Source organism: Moraxella boevrei DSM 14165, from assembly GCF_000379845.1.
Lineage (GTDB): Bacteria > Pseudomonadota > Gammaproteobacteria > Pseudomonadales > Moraxellaceae > Faucicola > Faucicola boevrei.
On record NZ_KB903774.1, the window covers coordinates 25,653 to 41,162 of the forward strand.

15 protein-coding genes are annotated in these 15,510 nt (G+C 40.4%); 6 read left to right on the plus strand and 9 right to left on the minus strand.

All coding sequences use genetic code 11. From position 1 onward, the window contains the following. Positions 1-11: 11 nt before the first annotated feature. The 3 genes from A3G3_RS0103235 to A3G3_RS0103245 all read right to left on the minus strand — a co-directional run bounded on the left by A3G3_RS0103235 (position 12) and on the right by A3G3_RS0103245 (position 2,415). Entirely contained in the window at positions 12-917 is a 906-nt protein-coding gene (locus A3G3_RS0103235) for a transporter associated domain-containing protein (protein WP_019519110.1), read from the minus strand. Positions 918-1,027: 110 nt separating this feature from the next. Continuing rightward, a complete protein-coding gene (locus A3G3_RS0103240) occupies positions 1,028-1,498 on the minus strand; it encodes a YcgN family cysteine cluster protein (RefSeq protein WP_026212821.1) in 471 nt (156 codons plus the stop codon). Between the two features lie 11 nt (positions 1,499-1,509). Further along, complete coding sequence (locus A3G3_RS0103245) at positions 1,510-2,415, minus strand: ABC transporter substrate-binding protein (protein WP_019519112.1); 906 nt, start codon at positions 2,413-2,415, stop codon at positions 1,510-1,512. 243 nt (positions 2,416-2,658) lie between these two features. Between A3G3_RS0103245 and grpE the strand changes: the two genes are divergently transcribed. The 4 genes from grpE to dapB all read left to right on the plus strand — a co-directional run bounded on the left by grpE (position 2,659) and on the right by dapB (position 7,616). Next, a complete protein-coding gene (grpE, locus tag A3G3_RS0103250; protein ID WP_019519113.1) occupies positions 2,659-3,225 on the plus strand; it encodes a nucleotide exchange factor GrpE in 567 nt (188 codons plus the stop codon). Between the two features lie 188 nt (positions 3,226-3,413). Further along, on the plus strand, positions 3,414-5,369 hold the full coding sequence (gene dnaK / locus A3G3_RS0103255) for a molecular chaperone DnaK (protein ID WP_026212822.1): 1,956 nt from the start codon (positions 3,414-3,416) through the stop codon (positions 5,367-5,369). Between the two features lie 187 nt (positions 5,370-5,556). Beyond that, on the plus strand, positions 5,557-6,711 hold the full coding sequence (dnaJ, locus tag A3G3_RS0103260) for a molecular chaperone DnaJ (protein WP_019519115.1): 1,155 nt from the start codon (positions 5,557-5,559) through the stop codon (positions 6,709-6,711). 98 nt (positions 6,712-6,809) lie between these two features. Then, positions 6,810-7,616, plus strand: coding sequence for a 4-hydroxy-tetrahydrodipicolinate reductase (gene dapB, locus A3G3_RS0103265; protein WP_019519116.1), 807 nt, complete (start codon positions 6,810-6,812; stop codon positions 7,614-7,616). A gap of 96 nt (positions 7,617-7,712) precedes the next feature. On the opposite strand, the gene A3G3_RS0103270 is transcribed toward dapB, so the two are convergent. The 5 genes from A3G3_RS0103270 to glyQ all read right to left on the minus strand — a co-directional run bounded on the left by A3G3_RS0103270 (position 7,713) and on the right by glyQ (position 12,503). Continuing rightward, on the minus strand, positions 7,713-8,201 hold the full coding sequence (locus tag A3G3_RS0103270) for a YajQ family cyclic di-GMP-binding protein (RefSeq protein ID WP_019519117.1): 489 nt from the start codon (positions 8,199-8,201) through the stop codon (positions 7,713-7,715). 47 nt (positions 8,202-8,248) lie between these two features. Then, positions 8,249-10,342, minus strand: a complete 2,094-nt coding sequence (gene glyS, locus A3G3_RS0103275) for a glycine--tRNA ligase subunit beta (protein WP_019519118.1) — start codon at positions 10,340-10,342, stop codon at positions 8,249-8,251. Continuing rightward, complete coding sequence (locus tag A3G3_RS0103280; protein ID WP_019519119.1) at positions 10,339-10,554, minus strand: hypothetical protein; 216 nt, start codon at positions 10,552-10,554, stop codon at positions 10,339-10,341. Before A3G3_RS0103280 ends, glyS begins: the two co-directional genes overlap by 4 nt. 128 nt (positions 10,555-10,682) lie before the next feature. Then, a complete protein-coding gene (locus tag A3G3_RS0103285) occupies positions 10,683-11,567 on the minus strand; it encodes a DUF4145 domain-containing protein (protein ID WP_019519120.1) in 885 nt (294 codons plus the stop codon). Positions 11,568-11,573: 6 nt separating this feature from the next. Further along, positions 11,574-12,503 (minus strand): glycine--tRNA ligase subunit alpha, encoded by a 930-nt coding sequence (gene glyQ / locus A3G3_RS0103290; protein ID WP_026212823.1) that lies wholly within the window; start codon positions 12,501-12,503, stop codon positions 11,574-11,576. Between the two features lie 283 nt (positions 12,504-12,786). On the opposite strand from glyQ, the gene A3G3_RS0103295 reads away from it, so the two are divergent. Both A3G3_RS0103295 and A3G3_RS13095 read left to right on the plus strand, forming a co-directional pair. Further along, positions 12,787-12,987, plus strand: coding sequence for a hypothetical protein (locus A3G3_RS0103295; protein ID WP_019519122.1), 201 nt, complete (start codon positions 12,787-12,789; stop codon positions 12,985-12,987). 178 nt (positions 12,988-13,165) lie between these two features. Next, positions 13,166-14,236, plus strand: a complete 1,071-nt coding sequence (locus A3G3_RS13095; protein ID WP_019519123.1) for a YtxH domain-containing protein — start codon at positions 13,166-13,168, stop codon at positions 14,234-14,236. 422 nt (positions 14,237-14,658) lie between these two features. Here A3G3_RS13095 and A3G3_RS0103305 read toward each other — a convergent pair whose 3' ends face one another. After that, positions 14,659-15,285 (minus strand): superoxide dismutase, encoded by a 627-nt coding sequence (locus A3G3_RS0103305; RefSeq protein ID WP_019519125.1) that lies wholly within the window; start codon positions 15,283-15,285, stop codon positions 14,659-14,661. Between the last annotated feature and the right edge of the window lie 225 nt (positions 15,286-15,510).

Below are 15,510 nucleotides of genomic sequence, written 5' to 3' on the forward strand. Positions count from 1 at the left end.
ATTTTTGATTATTAAGGGTTTAACGAATTTGACAGCCCATTATAATCTTTTTTTAATTCAATTTCTTGGATAAATCGCTCATCTACCGACAAAACTGTTAATTGACAATCATCAATTTGCACCATTTGCCCCAATACTTCATTAACTTGCCCCAAATGTTGCATCACCAAACCGCCCATACTGTTTACTTCTTCGTGGTTAAACTGTGTGCCAAGCTGTTGATTACATAGCTCAATGGGCGTGCTAGACTGGATTATCCAGGTGTCATTTTTGCCAATCACAGGGGCAATTGGGTTAATTTCATTGGCATGGTCAATCTCATCATGCTCATCTTCAATGTCACCCACGATTTCTTCTAACAAATCTTCTAGCGTAACCACGCCTGCCGTATTGCCAAATTCATCAATCACAATCGCCATGTGCATTTGATTTTTTTGGAATAACCGCAATAAATTATCGGAACGTGCGGTTTCACTGATAAAAATTGGTTGGCGTAACACACTTATTAAATCAAAGACTTGCGAACCACCTTGAGCTTTATCCACCAAAAACGGAATTAAATCTTTTGCCAATAAAATACCAATCACTTCTTCAGGATTTCCCCCAAATACAGGATAGCGAGAATGGGTCGTCGCCATATAAGCGTGCATGATATCACTTGGGCTGTCGTGGATTTGAATACGAGCGACTTGACTAATCGGTGTCATAATTTCATACACTTGGGTTGCGGGCAAATCCAGCACGCCTTCTAACATCGCAACCGTGTCAGGCTCTAATAATTGACGAGAATTGTGAATAAGTTTAATGAGTTCGTCCCGAGTTTCTGGGGCAGTTGATAGCCAACGTCGCAATCCTTTTGACCAGCTACTGGTTGATGTAACTAAGCTTGATTGGGGATGTGAATGGTCGTCTGACATGACGCAAAAAAGCCTCTTGTTGCTAATATTAGCCACACTTTAACTAAAATTAACCTTTGTTGCAATATTTTTTTGTTAACAATCAATTTTTTTGTGTTTTTTAGCTAAACTCACTGCTCCACCCACTGAATTATCCGCTCTTCTTGCTCTATTTCATTGACATCATTCTCGGAGACACAGCGTCCTGCTACGCTGATATTGTTGCGGTACATGGCTTCAGTGGTTTTGGCTTTATCCTTGGTAATGAGATAATGCCAACTTGGTAAATCTTGCCCTTGATATAGGCGTTTATAAGCACAGCTGGCAGGCAACCACGGCAAATCCGCCAATAATTGGACAGTTAAACCGATGCAATCAGGCACATATGCTCGCCGATTGGCGTAATTTTTGCACGCACCTGTCGCGCAGTCTAGCAGACGACACGCCACATCGGTATATTCTACCGTGTCACTGTCTTCGTCTTGCAATTTTATCAAACAACACGCCCCACAACCATCGCACAAAGCTTCCCACTCGGCGGTAGTTAATTCAGCTAATCGGTATTTTTGCCAAAATAAAGGGCGTATGTTTAATTGAATCATATCAACCATTTTTATTGAGCTGAACTAGCAATTGTTGCCATATTTACCTGCGTAGGTGCTACATTTGGATACCATTTTTGATAAATTTTATCATAAGTGCCATCCGCTTTGATATCATCAATGCCTTTATCCAAGATATCTTTTAACGCGGTGTTGCCTTTTTTTACGACAAAACCAAACGGTATCGTCCCTGATTTTTTATCTACTACGGTATAAAATTGATTATCTGGCTTTATGTAAGTATCAAGCACACTATCCACATCGTAAACCCCAACGGCCTTATCTTGAGCTATCGCACTAATCCCCAAAAATACGGTTTTGACAGGCATGGCATTATTCGTTATTTGGGTAGATTGCAGTTGTGTTTCCGACAGACTAGCTTTTTGTACCGCAATTACTTTATCTTTTAATTGGTTAAAATCGGTGATTTTTTCACCTTTTGCACCATTTAACAGGACGACCCAGTTTGCTTGCATATAAGGTTTAGAAAAATCGTATAGTGCTTGACGCTCTGGTGTGATATTCACCCCTGTTGCCACAATATCGGCTTTCCCTGTATTGACAGATTCTAATAATCCTGTCATGTCATTGGCAATAAATTCAAAATGGATATTCTCTTTTTCACCAATGACACTTAACATATCAATATCCAATCCCGTTGCATTGCCCTTTTCATCACGGAAGGCAAAGGGTGGATAAGATGATTGGCTGATAACCACATAGCTTGCTTTTGCCTTTTCTTTACTGGGCATGTTTCCAAACATATCGGTTGTTGCTTCGGTGGTGGTTGATTTAGTTGCCGTTGCAGATGTATCAGCCTTTATTTCAGGTGTTGTTGAGGTTTCAGCAGTATTGTTAGAACAAGCAGACAAAACGCCAATTGACAGGCTTAATGTAAGGGTAGATAGTTTTTTCATAAAACCTCTAAAGTTAAACGTTTGTTCAATAAAAATAAAAAATATATTACCAATCTATTATCAAACAATTTTCATAAAATTTCAATCAAATTATGTTCAAGAATTGGCAAAATAAGTTTTCCATGGTCTTTTTTTGTCAATTTTTTGGGGTAATGTGCTTGAAATTTTTAAGATTTGGCATTATCAATGGATTAAATTTAGTTAATTAATCTTATTTTATCCATTTATTTTTAAGGAAAAGCCATGAGCGACAACAACGAACAAGCGAACCAAACCGAAGCTACCTCAACCATTTTAGGTGATGCTATCAATGAGTTTGCCCCAACTGATGAGCAAACAACTGTTGAGAGCCAAGTGGATTTAACCACCTTTCAAAATCGTATTGCCGAACTTGAAGGGCAAGTCAAAGAAGCCAAAGAAGCCCATGCTCGTGCCAATGCCGATGCCTACAATGCTCGCAACCGTATGGAGCAAGAGACCGAAAAAGCCAAAAAATTTGCCCTTGAGCGTTTTGTCAAAGATTTGCTGGATACGGTGGACAATTTGGAGCGGGCGATTGACAATTCACAAGCAGAAAATGACCCTGTTTTGGAAGGTGTAAAATTAACCCATAAATCGTTGTTAAGTGTTTTAGAAAAATACGGTGTGCAAGTAGTCAATCCAGAAAGTGAAGATTTTAATGCTGATTTACATGAAGCGGTCGGTATTGACCCAAATGCCCAAAGCGGAAAAGTCGGTCAAGTGTTGCAAAAGGGCTATACCTTGCACGAACGCTTATTACGCCCTGCCATGGTGCGAGTAGGACAGTAATTTTTCAAAAAAATTGGTGAATTTTGCAAAAATTTAAAAAAATCCCTTGAAAAAACTCACCATAAAACCTATATAAACAAACAAGATATTATTAGATTTGCAACACAAAATTTTTAACATAAGTTAAAATTTATGGGCTATATCTGATGATGATTTATCAAAAATTTTTAAAATTTGGAGTTATTAAGATGGCTAAAATTATCGGTATTGATTTAGGTACAACCAACTCTTGCGTCTCTGTTATGGAAGGCGACAAAGTTATTAAAGTGATTGAAAATGCAGAAGGTGTAAGAACGACCCCATCAATCGTGGCTTATAAAGAAGACGGCGAAATTTTGGTCGGTCAATCTGCCAAACGCCAAGCAGTAACCAACCCAAAAAACACCTTATTTGCAATCAAACGTTTAATTGGTCGTCGTTTTGAAGACAAAGTGGTACAAAAAGACATTGGCATGGTGCCTTACAAAATCACCAAAGCCGACAACGGCGATGCGTGGGTAGAAGTCAATGGCAAAAAACTTGCACCACCACAAATTTCAGCAGAAGTGTTGAAAAAAATGAAAAAAACCGCCGAAGATTATCTTGGTGAAACCATTACTGAAGCGGTTGTTACTGTACCTGCTTACTTTAACGACAGCCAACGCCAAGCAACCAAAGACGCAGGCAAAATCGCAGGTTTGGACGTAAAACGCATCATCAATGAGCCAACCGCTGCTGCCCTAGCCTATGGTATGGACAAAAAAGGTGGCACAGACCGCAAAATCGCTGTGTATGACCTAGGGGGTGGTACATTTGACGTGTCTATCATTGAAATTGCAGATGTGGACGGCGAACAACAATTTGAAGTATTATCAACCAATGGCGATACTTTCTTAGGCGGTGAAGACTTTGACTTGGCGTTAATTGACTTTTTAGTAGAAGAATTCAAAAAAGAAAATGATGTTAACCTAAAAGGCGACCCATTGGCAATGCAACGTTTAAAAGAAGCTGCCGAAAAAGCCAAAATTGAATTATCAAGCAGTCAATCTACTGAAATCAACTTGCCATACATCACGGCTGATGCCACAGGTCCAAAACATTTGGTATTAAACATCACCCGTGCTAAATTGGAAAGTTTGACTGAAGATTTGGTAAACCGTACCATTGAGCCTTGTAAAATTGCGTTAGGCGATGCAGGTTTATCAGCGAGCGACATTGATGACGTGATTTTGGTCGGTGGTCAAAGCCGTATGCCACTGGTGCAACAACGTGTACAAGACTTTTTTGGTAAAGAGCCAAGAAAAGACGTAAACCCTGACGAAGCGGTGGCAATGGGTGCTGCTATTCAAGGTTCAGTATTGGCAGGTGATACCAAAGATGTATTATTGCTTGATGTAACGCCATTAACCTTAGGGATTGAAACAATGGGCGGTGTATTAACGCCAATCATTGAAAAGAACACCATGATTCCAACCAAAAAATCACAAGTGTTCTCAACGGCTGCCGATAACCAACCTGCGGTAACCATTCAAGTTTATCAAGGTGAGCGTAAAATTGCCAATCAAAACAAACTGTTAGGACAATTTGACTTGACGGATATTCCACCTGCTCCACGTGGTATCCCACAAATTGAAGTAACCTTTGACATCAACGCTGACGGTATTATGAACATTTCAGCCAAAGACAAAGGCACAGGCAAAGCCCAATCTATCCAAATCAAAGCGGATAGTGGTCTATCTGATAGCGAAATTGAACAAATGATTCGTGATGCCGAAGCCAATGCTGCTGAAGATGCAAAATTTGCTGAACTAGCCAATGTGCGTAACGAAGCAGACGGACGCATTCATGGCGTACAAAAAGCCATGAAAGATGCCGAAAGCAAAATCACCGAAGATGACAAAAAATCGGTGAATGAAGCGATTTCTGCACTAGAATTGGCAGTCAAAGAAGACAACCTAGACGACATCAAAGCCAAACTAGAAGCATTAGATAACGCATTCTTGCCAGTTAGCCAAAAAATCTACGCAGAGCAAGGTGGTCCAACCCCAGAGCAAGCATTTGGTGGTGAAAACAGTCCATTTAACCAAGCTAAACAATCACATCAACAAACCAAACAAGATGATGACGTGGTAGATGCCGAGTATACCGAAGTTAACGATAAATAATCTTAACAAGTTTAGCAAAAAATCATCGCTTTAGGGCGGTGATTTTTTTTGTTTAACATTAACCTTTTACAGGAGAAATTTTAGCAAGTTTAGCAAAAATAGATTGAAAAAATCGGATTTAGCACCATATTGATAAAAAATTTAGCATAAATTTAGCAAAAAATATAAAAATTGCCAGAGGAAAACCATGTCAAAACGAGATTTTTATGAAGTGTTGGGCGTTGACAAAACTGCCAATGAACAAGAAATCAAAAAAGCCTACCGCAAACTTGCGATGAAATATCACCCAGACCGTAACCCAGATGACCCACAAGCCGAAGAAAAATTTAAAGAAGCGTCATTGGCATACGAAGTATTAAGTGATAACAAAAAACGGGGGGCTTATGACAAAATGGGTCATGCCGCCTTTGAACAAGGCATGGGTGGCGGTGGCTTTAGTGGTTTTGGTGATATCTTTGGCGACTTATTTGGTGGTCGTGGCGGTGGTGCAAGTTTTAGTGCGGATGATATTTTTAACAGTTTTTTTGGTGGTGGCGGACGTGGGCAAAGCCGACAACGCCGTGGCTCGGACTTACGCTATGTACTAGAATTGACCCTTGAAGAAGCGGTGTCAGGCGTTAACAAAGAAATTACCTTTACCGCTCCTGCGCCTTGTAATAGCTGTGATGGCAAAGGCACAAAAAATCCTGACGACGTGGTAACTTGTACCACCTGTGGCGGTCATGGTGCAGTACGCATTCAACAAGGCTTTTTTGCCGTACAACAAACTTGCCCACATTGTGGCGGTTCTGGTAAACAAATCAAAAATCCATGTGGCGACTGCCACGGCTCAGGTATACAAGAAAAATCTCGCACCCTAGACGTTACCATTCCTGCAGGGGTGGATAATGGCGACCGTATTCGTTTATCAGGCGAAGGTGAAGCCATTCAAAACGGTGAAAGTGGCGATTTATTCGTAGAAATTCGTGTCAAAAATCATGACAAATTTGTGCGAAATGGGGCAGATTTGCACCTTGACGTGCCGATTAGCTTTGCCGATGCCGCCCTTGGACGTGAAGTTGAAGTACCGACCCTTGACGGACGCATCAGCCTACGCATTCCAGAAGGCACGCAAAGCCACAAAGTATTTCGCATCAAAGGCAAAGGTGTTACCCCCGTGCGTACCAGTATGAAAGGTGATTTGCTATGCCGAGTGATTGTTGAAACGCCAATGAATTTAACCAACGAACAAAAAGATTTGTTACGCCAATTACAAGCATCTATGGGTGAACATCAGCAATCGGACAAGAAAAAATCGTTTTTTGACAAGCTAAAAGACGAAGTCAAAGATATGTTTGACTGATTTTAATAATTTTGGTAAATAAAACGAAAAAACTGTTCCACGTGGAACAATTTAGCCAAATTTTTGGCATTTTAAAATCCATTTTTAGGTAAAAAATTATGACAAATATCGGTATCATTGGGGCAAATGGCAGAATGGGCAAAATGCTTATTCAAGCCGTACAGCAAAACCCACAAACCACGTTAACAGGGGCGATTGAACGCACAGGCTCTACCCTTATCGGCGTGGATGCAGGTGAATTAGTCAATATTGGCAACATTGGCGTGCAGTTGGTGGATGATCTAAGCCAAGTGATTGATAAAATTGATGTATTGATTGATTTTAGCCTGCCACAATCTACCGAAAAAAACCTAGAAATCTGTGCCAAACAGGGTGTTAACATGGTGATTGGTACGACAGGTTTAAGCGATGCCCAAAATGAGCTTGTAAAACAGATGAGCGAAAAAATTGCGATTGTGTATGCGGGCAACTATTCTACAGGGGTGAATTTAAGCCTAAAACTGCTAGAAATCGCAGGGCGAGCCTTTGGCGATACGGCAGATGTGGAAGTGATAGAAGCCCATCACAAACACAAAATTGACGCACCATCAGGCACGGCTTACATGATGGCTCAAGCGGTTGCCGATGCTCGTGGGCAAAACCTAAAAGATGTCGCTGTTTACGGACGTGAAGGTCAAACAGGCGAACGCCAAACAGGTAGCATCGGTATTCATGCCATTCGTGGTGGCGAGATTGTTGGCGACCACACGGTGATGTTTATTGCCGATGGCGAAATTGTGGAAATCACCCATAAAGCCCGAGACCGTATGACGTTTGCCACAGGTGCAGTGCGTGCATCGGTGTGGGTTGCCGAGCAACCATCAGGTTTGTTTGATATGCAAGATGTATTGGAATTAAAAGGTTAGTTTAAATTTTGTTAGCTACTTTACCAAAAAACCGCTCAATTACCGTCATTTAGTTATAGTAATTGGGCAGTTTTTTGGTATTTTTAATCAACCAAATTAATCTTTAAAATTATTAAACTGCAATGGTACGCCAAATTGTTTTTCTTTTAAGAACGCCATGGCAAGTTGCAAATTGTCTTTTTTCTTGTCATTAACACGGATTTTGTCGCCTTGAATGCTTGCCGACACTTTCAAATCCGACTCTTTTAACGCCTTGCTAATTTTTTTGGCTGTATCGCCGTCCAAACCATCTTTTAAATCAATGACTTTTTTGATTTGCTTACCCGAGCCTTGATTTTCCTTAGGGTCAAGCGATTGTAAATCCACGCCACGCTTAATCAGATTTTTTTCCAACATAGCGTACACATTTTCCATTTGCAAATCATTATCACAGCTAATCGTGATAGTTTTGGCTTTTTCGTTTAGCTCAACTTTAATATCACTGCCTTTAAAATCAAAGCGAGTGGCGATTTCTTTTTCAGTATTTTGCACGGCGTGCTTGACTTCAAAGGTTTGTAATTCAGAAACAACATCAAATGAAGGCATAATTTTTTTCCTTATTGTTAAAAATATTTAATAATAAAAATAACTAATTATAGTTGCAACAGTCCGATATCCGCCACACTCAAAAACAGCGTACGCACCTGCCCAAGCAGGGCTAGGCGATTGTTTTTGAGATTTTCATCATCGGCATTTACCATGACATTATCAAAAAAGTCGGTCAATGGGCTTGCCAAAGCGGTCAAGGCGGTCAATACCCCTTGATAATCTGCCTTATCCTGCAAGGGTTTTACCGTCTCTTTGGCACTCAAAATCGCCTGATACAACGCCTTTTCTGCCGTCTCGGTCAATAGGCTCTCATCTACATTCTCGCCCACATTGTCGGCTTTGGCAAGGATGTTGGCAACACGTTTGTTGTTCTCTGCCAGCACCTGTGCCTGTGGCAACGCACGAAACGCCTGCACCGCACGGATACGCTCATCAAAATCAAGGGGCATGTGCGGATTTATCGCTTGCACCGCTTGAATGGTGTCCACCGCTACGCCCTGCTCGGTGTACATGGCACGATAGCGTGAGCTGACAAATTCCATGACGGCATTAAAAGTCTCGCTCATGTTATTGATTTTATTGCCATAATTTTTAATGGCTTCGTAGACAAGGCTTGCTAGGTTTAATGGCAATTTATTTTCAATCAAAATACGCAAAACGCCAATGCTTGCCCGTCTTAGGCTAAATGGGTCTTTTGAACCTGTTGGAGCTTCGTTAATCCCAAAAATCCCCACCAAAGTGTCTAGGCGGTCGGACAAGGCAAGGGCGATACCGATTGGTGTTTTTGGCAATTCATCGCCACTAAATTTGGGCAGGTATTGCTCGCTAATGGCGTTCGCCACGTCCGCTTTTTCGCCTGATTTGTGGGCGTAATACGTCCCTGCAATGCCTTGCAATTCGGGGAATTCGCCCACCAATGTGGTCGCCAAATCCGCCTTCGCCAAAATACCCGCTCGCACCACATCATCGGTTGGCACGTCCCAGCCGTGCGGACGCAAGTTTTCGCTAATAAAAGCGGACAGTTTGGCAATACGCTCGCCCTTTTCCCAAATCGTGCCAAGTTTGTCTTGGAACACTCGTGTTTTTAGGGTTTCGGCAAAGTCGGCAAGCGGACGTTTTTGGTCTTGCAAAAAGAAAAATTCAGCGTCCGACAGGCGTGGGCGTACCACTTTTTCATTGCCCAAAATCACCGCAGATTTATCAAGGCTGTCAATGTTGCTGATAAAGATAAAGTTGGGTTTTAGCTTGCCGTTATCATCCGTGAGACAAAAATATTTTTGGTCGGCTTGCATGGTGCTGATAAGGGCTTCTTGGGGAACGGCTAAGAAACGCTCTTCAAAACTTGCTCGCAAGGCAACAGGATAATCCACAAGGGCGGTAACTTCATCCAGCAACTCATCAGGGACAATGGCGGTCGCACCGATTTCATCGGAGAGTTTTTGGACTTGGGCGACAATGTTCGCTTGGCGTTTGGCAAAATCCGCCACCACAAACCGCTCGGCAAGCAGGCTTTCATAATGCTCGGCATGGTCAATCACAAAAAAATCAGGGGCGTGATAGCGATGACCACGAGACTGCCTGCCTGTGTCATGCCCTAAAATGCGTGCAGGAATGACAGTATCGTCTGCCATGAGTACCACCCATTGTACAGGACGGACAAACTCGTCCTTGCTCGCCCCAGAGCGCATACGTTTGGCAATCGGCAAGTCGTCCAATGCCTTTTGGATAAGGCTTGGCATCAGGTTGGTAACTTTCTCGCCTTTAATAGTCAGCTCGTAGGCGATGTATTCGCCTTTTTTGTCGCTGATTGTGATTAAATCGTCTTTGGTGAGATTTAGACCGTTTGCGTTAAGCCCCTGCAAAAAGCCCTGCCCTGCACGAGACAAATTACCGTCAGCATCAAAACTTGCCTTGATGTTTGGGCCTTTTTTGGTTTCGGTGCGGTCGGGCTGATAGTCGCCCACGCCTTTGATGAGTAGTGCCAAACGGCGTGGGGCAGAGAATGCCTTGATGTCATCAAAAGCAATGTTTTGCTCGCCCAATGCCGTTTTGACGTGGTCGTATAGGGCATTTTGTAGGGTTTTTAGGGATTTTGGGGGCAACTCTTCGGTGCCAAGTTCAAATAGGATTGTGCTCATTGTTTGACCTTTTTCATTGTATCTGACAAATTAAGTTTTTGGGATTGGTTTGCCAAGCGTTTTTCTAAAATTTTTAACATTTTATCAACACTTGGTTGTTCTTGTTTGGGTGGCATGGGTTTTGGCTTGGCGTTTTCCAAATCATATAAAAATTGCTCTATTGCTTTTTCGTCCGTTACCACAAAACTTTTAAAAAATGATGAAGTTGCCATTTTTTAATTTCTTTATATTAAATGGAATATGCATTTTTTACATACTGCTTTTATTTCCAAGTCGATAGAAAACAGTTGCATTTTTTGCAACAGTTGCCAACTACTTAGAAATTCTCGGTAGTTCAAAGTCAAGTTAATATATAATGCTGAACAGGCTTTCCACCATAAGTATCCACTTTGCCTTTTTTGAGCAATGTAAAAACACCCAAATCAATATCACTATCTAACCGCTGTTGAAAATTGCCAATTTCAGACTGACAACGCCTAAAATCCTTACCTAGTAATTTGTATAGGTCAAATTCATCGCCACTATTAAAATTTTGCAAATTTTGCTTTAAAACATTTAAAAAGTCAGTGTAATCTTCAACTGTTGTTTTTAATGTACCATTTGCAATCTTGGGTAAAATATAAACATTTTCAAATAAATGTTCTATTATTTTTAGAGCAACATCCAACTCATCATTACTGGGCTCTTTTATTTCATGAATGGAGTCATTACCCATAAAACGAATGCCATGCAATAAATGAACACTAGATTTTGAAATAAAACCATCTTTATTCAATTTATTAATTCTATTTTCTAGATTCTTACCTGTAATTTTCAAATCATTACATACAGATTCAATGCAAGCTCTCAAACCTGCACCAGTTAATATTTTTGAATCATTAGCATAGCTTTTTAAGGTATCTTGGTAGATTTTCCGAACATTTTTTGGTAATTCATAAAATTCAGGAAAACTAAAAGGCTTATGATTTTTTAGAAACTTAGGAAAAACCTCAATAGTTTCTTGATACTCTATTTCCCCAAATTCATTTTCATGTTCTGTATTTAAATCTATTGCAACTTTTCTAAAAGAAATATTGTCGCAACCACAACAACGAACAATTTGATACAATATTTCTTCTGGATAATCATACAGGTCAACACCCCGCCTTACTTCATGTAATACTAAATGATTTGTGTAAGCAATACAGCTATAGCAATAATTTCCAACCTTGGTTTGCCCAGACATAGCCAATCACTCCCCCTCTTTGAGCAACCACTTCTCCAAAGCGTCCTTCTTATGTGCTTCATCGGCAAGCGGAAAGCCCAGTTTAGCACGAGCTTGCACATAGCTGACCGCCACTTTTCTTGCCAAAGTCCGCACTCGCAAAATAAATCTTTGACGTTCGGTAACCGAAATCGCCCCACGAGCGTCCAATAGGTTAAAGGTGTGGCTTGCTTTTAGCACCATTTCATAGGCAGGCAGGGGCAGATTTACGCCCACCAGACGGTCAGCTTCATGCTCATAAAAGTCAAATAATTCAAAGAGTTTGGCAACGTCTGCATATTCAAAATTATAGGTAGATTGCTCCACTTCGTTTTGATGAAATACATCGCCATAGGTAACACGCCCAAACTCGCCGTCCGTCCACACAAGGTCATAGACGCTGTCCACACCCTGAATGTACATAGCAAGGCGTTCCAAGCCATAAGTAATCTCACCCGTTACAGGGAAACACTCAATCCCACCCACCTGCTGAAAATAGGTAAACTGGGTAACCTCCATGCCGTTTAGCCACACTTCCCAACCAAGCCCCCACGCTCCAAGCGTTGGGGACTCCCAGTTATCTTCCACAAAACGCACGTCATGGGTTAGTATATCAATACCCAACGCCTGCAAAGAGCCCAAATACAACTCTTGGATATTGGCAGGGTTTGGCTTTAAGACGACTTGGAACTGGTAATAATGTTGCAAGCGGTTGGGGTTGTCGCCATAACGCCCGTCTGTGGGACGGCGGGACGGCTGAACGTAGGCGGCATTCCATTTTTCGGGCGTTAAAGCACGCAAAAATGTGGCGGTATGAAACGTCCCTGCCCCCATTTCCATGTCATAAGGTTGCAAAACCACACAGCCACGCTCTGCCCAGTAGTTTTGTAGAGTTAGGATAATTTGTTGAAAAGTCATCATGTCATCACCGTTTTTAAAATGTTAAAAATCATCAAAATTTGCCTATTATACCCATTAATCCGTCGAAACGCCAAACGATTACACGGTTTTTCTACAATTATTTGCTAAATTTTTGCAAAAATTTTTATCAAATTAATTAAAAAAACAACACGACAATCATTGTCGTCTAGTTTTAATTTCGGCTTTTAATTTTGACAAACAATCGTCATAATAGTTACAAATAAATTTGTGAAAATATTCTATATGTATTTGATTTTGATTAATTTTTTGGAGATAAATAATGTATCTGCTTGTTTTGACTGGTATTTTAATTTTTAGCTTAATGGTGGTAAAAAAACTAATAAAAAAATGGTTGGTTGAACAACTTGGTCAACACCAACAAACCTATCAAGCAGGGCAACGCCGATTTGATTTACAGCGTGATACCAATTTTTATCAGCATTGGGTACAACATCGCTCGGTATTTGATAATACCAGATAGTTTTTAGTATTTTTACAAAAAAATTGAGCCAGTTTTGACAAAGTTGTGTAACTTGTTACAAAAAACCCATACGCCAGCGTGAAAATTTACGATAATTTACCAAAAAATTCTCTATAATAAGGCTAAATTTTTGTGAAATTTTAATTTTTAACCCTTTAAAAATTTTTAAGGAAAAATCATGTTTAGTAATGTCAAATCTGACCCTTTAGACGTCCTACTTTTTAGCATTGGTTTGCGTTTAGCACAGCTTGCCAAAACAGGCGATAGCAAGTTTAAAAGCTTACTAGAAAACCGCAATTTTAGCATCCAATTAGGAAGCGAAACCGAGCAAATCTTCCGCACCTTCACTGTCAACAATGGTTATTTTACCCAAATGTCTGGTAAAGTGGACAATCCTGCGTTGAGCATTACCTTTAAAGACTCTATGACAGGGGCAAAACTTCTCACCAAAGGCGATGCGACCGCATTTATGGTGGGGATTCAAAATGGCGATTTGACCATGTCGGGCGATTATTCGTTATTGATGTGGTTTAACCAAGTTGCCAAATTTATCGTGCCAAAAATCCCTGAACCACTGCAACCAATCGTTGAGCAAGCCAAACCATTATTGGCAAAAGTCGCCCCATTTGCCCAAGATTTATTTGGTAAGGCGACCGCATTTTTTGACAACAAAACCAAATCAGATACTGCAAAAGCTGACGAAAAAGGCGTGCAGGGTGAAAGCAAATACTTTAAAGCAGACGACAGCCAAACACAGGAAAAATCTGAATCAACGCTTGTGGACAATTTAAAGGAAAAAGCCCACGAGCTAAAAGAAACCGCCGAAAATAAGTTAGAGGAAGTCAAATTAGAAGCTGAAATCAAACTAGAGGAAGGCAAAGAAAAACTTGACGAGATAAAAAATACCGCCGAAAACAAGCTTGACGAAGTCAAACTAGAAGCCGAAATCAAACTTGAGGAAGGCAAAGAAAAACTTGACGAATTAAAAAATACCGCTCAAGAAAAAGTTGCTGATGTCAACGCAACAATTGATGCAGTGAGTGGTGAAACCAAAGAAAAAATCGCTGATTTAAAAGCAGATGAGAAAAAAACCGACGAAATAGGCAATTTTGTGGATTTTTCACAGCACGTTGATGAAGAATTTGATACCAAACCTGCCCCTCACGGCGATGTTAATCCTGACTTGCAACTAGATGAAAAATTAGCCGAAAAATACAGCGAAGATTATGATGTAAAAACATCAAAATAATCCGCTAAATCTGGCATTTTAAAAAATAGAACAAAAAAAGACCTTGTTTTTTAACAAGGTCTTTTTTTATCCAAGTGATTTATGGGCTTTCTTGTGTCCAACTTTCCCACATCAGCGATAAGAAAGGATTGGTTAAGGTTTGGATTGACTCAAGGTTTTCAAATTGCCCGTTTTTATAATGGGGTGATATTTGAATACGGGCAAATCACTAGGCAGTCGGCTGACGACCGAATAAAATGGTTTACAAAAACGCCGTACTAAGTAACAGCAAAATCATAAAACCAACCATCAAGAATTTCATGTGATATCATTATAAATACTTGGAATATTTTAATAGATTTAAGTTAACAAAAAACCCACTTAAAACAATAGGCTTCAAGTGGGTTATATAAACACGGATTTGAACCGTTTAAATAATTTAATTATTTTTCGACGCCTGCATCTTTGCCTTGGTATTTAGCATTGGCATAGTCCCAGTTTACTAAGTTATCAAGGAAAGTATCCACGTAATCTGGACGACGGTTGCGGTAATCGATGTAATAGGCGTGTTCCCACACATCACAAGTCAATACAGCAACTTTACCGTGAGCCATTGGTGTGTCTGCGTTGGCGGTTTTCATGATTGACAGTTTACCACCAACTTCGTCGGCGACCAACCACGCCCAACCCGAACCAAATTGGCTAACGGCGGCGTTTTTAAATTCTTCACGGAATTTGGCATATGAACCGAACGCCTCTTCAATTTTGGCTTTTAAGTCGCCAGTTGGCTCACCACCACCGTTTGGCGTCATGCAGTTCCAGTAAAATGTATGGTTCCATACTTGTGCCGCTTGGTTAAATATCCCTGCTTTGCTGTCGTCTTTGGCAGTCGCTTGAATGATTTCGTCAAGCTCTTTGCCTTCAAGTCCAGAATTTGGCAACAATTCATTTAATTTTACCACGTAGGCATTGTGGTGCTTATCATGGTGAAACTCTAGGGTTTCAGCACTGATATGGGGCTCAAGGGCATTTTTGGCGTAAGGTAATTCTGGTAAAGTAATCGTTGACATTGTGAAGTTCCTTGATGTTTGCCTTGCTAATTTTTAGTTAAACTTATTAAATTTTTAAAATAAAAACAGCTCGGTTAGGTTAATTTTTTGTATAAAATTTCTACAAAACAAGACCTAATAATTAATTAAAACTTTTAAACAATTATTAAGAGTTGCGTTTATTTTAGCAGAAAATTGATAAAAGTGTGTTATTTTTTGGTATAGAAATTTTACGATATGTCAAAT

What these genes read in the sequence shown, in the direction of transcription:
- A3G3_RS13095 (WP_019519123.1), top strand. Translation starts at nt 13,166, where the DNA reads ATGTTTAGTAATGTCAAATCTGACCCTTTAGACGTCCTACTTTTTAGC.
- A3G3_RS0103295 (WP_019519122.1), top strand. Translation starts at nt 12,787, where the DNA reads ATGTATCTGCTTGTTTTGACTGGTATTTTAATTTTTAGCTTAATGGTG.
- dnaK (WP_026212822.1), top strand. Translation starts at nt 3,414, where the DNA reads ATGGCTAAAATTATCGGTATTGATTTAGGTACAACCAACTCTTGCGTC.
- A3G3_RS0103285 (WP_019519120.1), bottom strand. Translation starts at nt 11,567, where the DNA reads ATGTCTGGGCAAACCAAGGTTGGAAATTATTGCTATAGCTGTATTGCT.
- A3G3_RS0103240 (WP_026212821.1), bottom strand. Translation starts at nt 1,498, where the DNA reads ATGATTCAATTAAACATACGCCCTTTATTTTGGCAAAAATACCGATTA.
- A3G3_RS0103280 (WP_019519119.1), bottom strand. Translation starts at nt 10,554, where the DNA reads ATGGCAACTTCATCATTTTTTAAAAGTTTTGTGGTAACGGACGAAAAA.
- glyS (WP_019519118.1), bottom strand. Translation starts at nt 10,342, where the DNA reads ATGAGCACAATCCTATTTGAACTTGGCACCGAAGAGTTGCCCCCAAAA.
- A3G3_RS0103245 (WP_019519112.1), bottom strand. Translation starts at nt 2,415, where the DNA reads ATGAAAAAACTATCTACCCTTACATTAAGCCTGTCAATTGGCGTTTTG.
- dapB (WP_019519116.1), top strand. Translation starts at nt 6,810, where the DNA reads ATGACAAATATCGGTATCATTGGGGCAAATGGCAGAATGGGCAAAATG.
- A3G3_RS0103235 (WP_019519110.1), bottom strand. Translation starts at nt 917, where the DNA reads ATGTCAGACGACCATTCACATCCCCAATCAAGCTTAGTTACATCAACC.
- A3G3_RS0103305 (WP_019519125.1), bottom strand. Translation starts at nt 15,285, where the DNA reads ATGTCAACGATTACTTTACCAGAATTACCTTACGCCAAAAATGCCCTT.
- grpE (WP_019519113.1), top strand. Translation starts at nt 2,659, where the DNA reads ATGAGCGACAACAACGAACAAGCGAACCAAACCGAAGCTACCTCAACC.
- glyQ (WP_026212823.1), bottom strand. Translation starts at nt 12,503, where the DNA reads ATGACTTTTCAACAAATTATCCTAACTCTACAAAACTACTGGGCAGAG.
- dnaJ (WP_019519115.1), top strand. Translation starts at nt 5,557, where the DNA reads ATGTCAAAACGAGATTTTTATGAAGTGTTGGGCGTTGACAAAACTGCC.
- A3G3_RS0103270 (WP_019519117.1), bottom strand. Translation starts at nt 8,201, where the DNA reads ATGCCTTCATTTGATGTTGTTTCTGAATTACAAACCTTTGAAGTCAAG.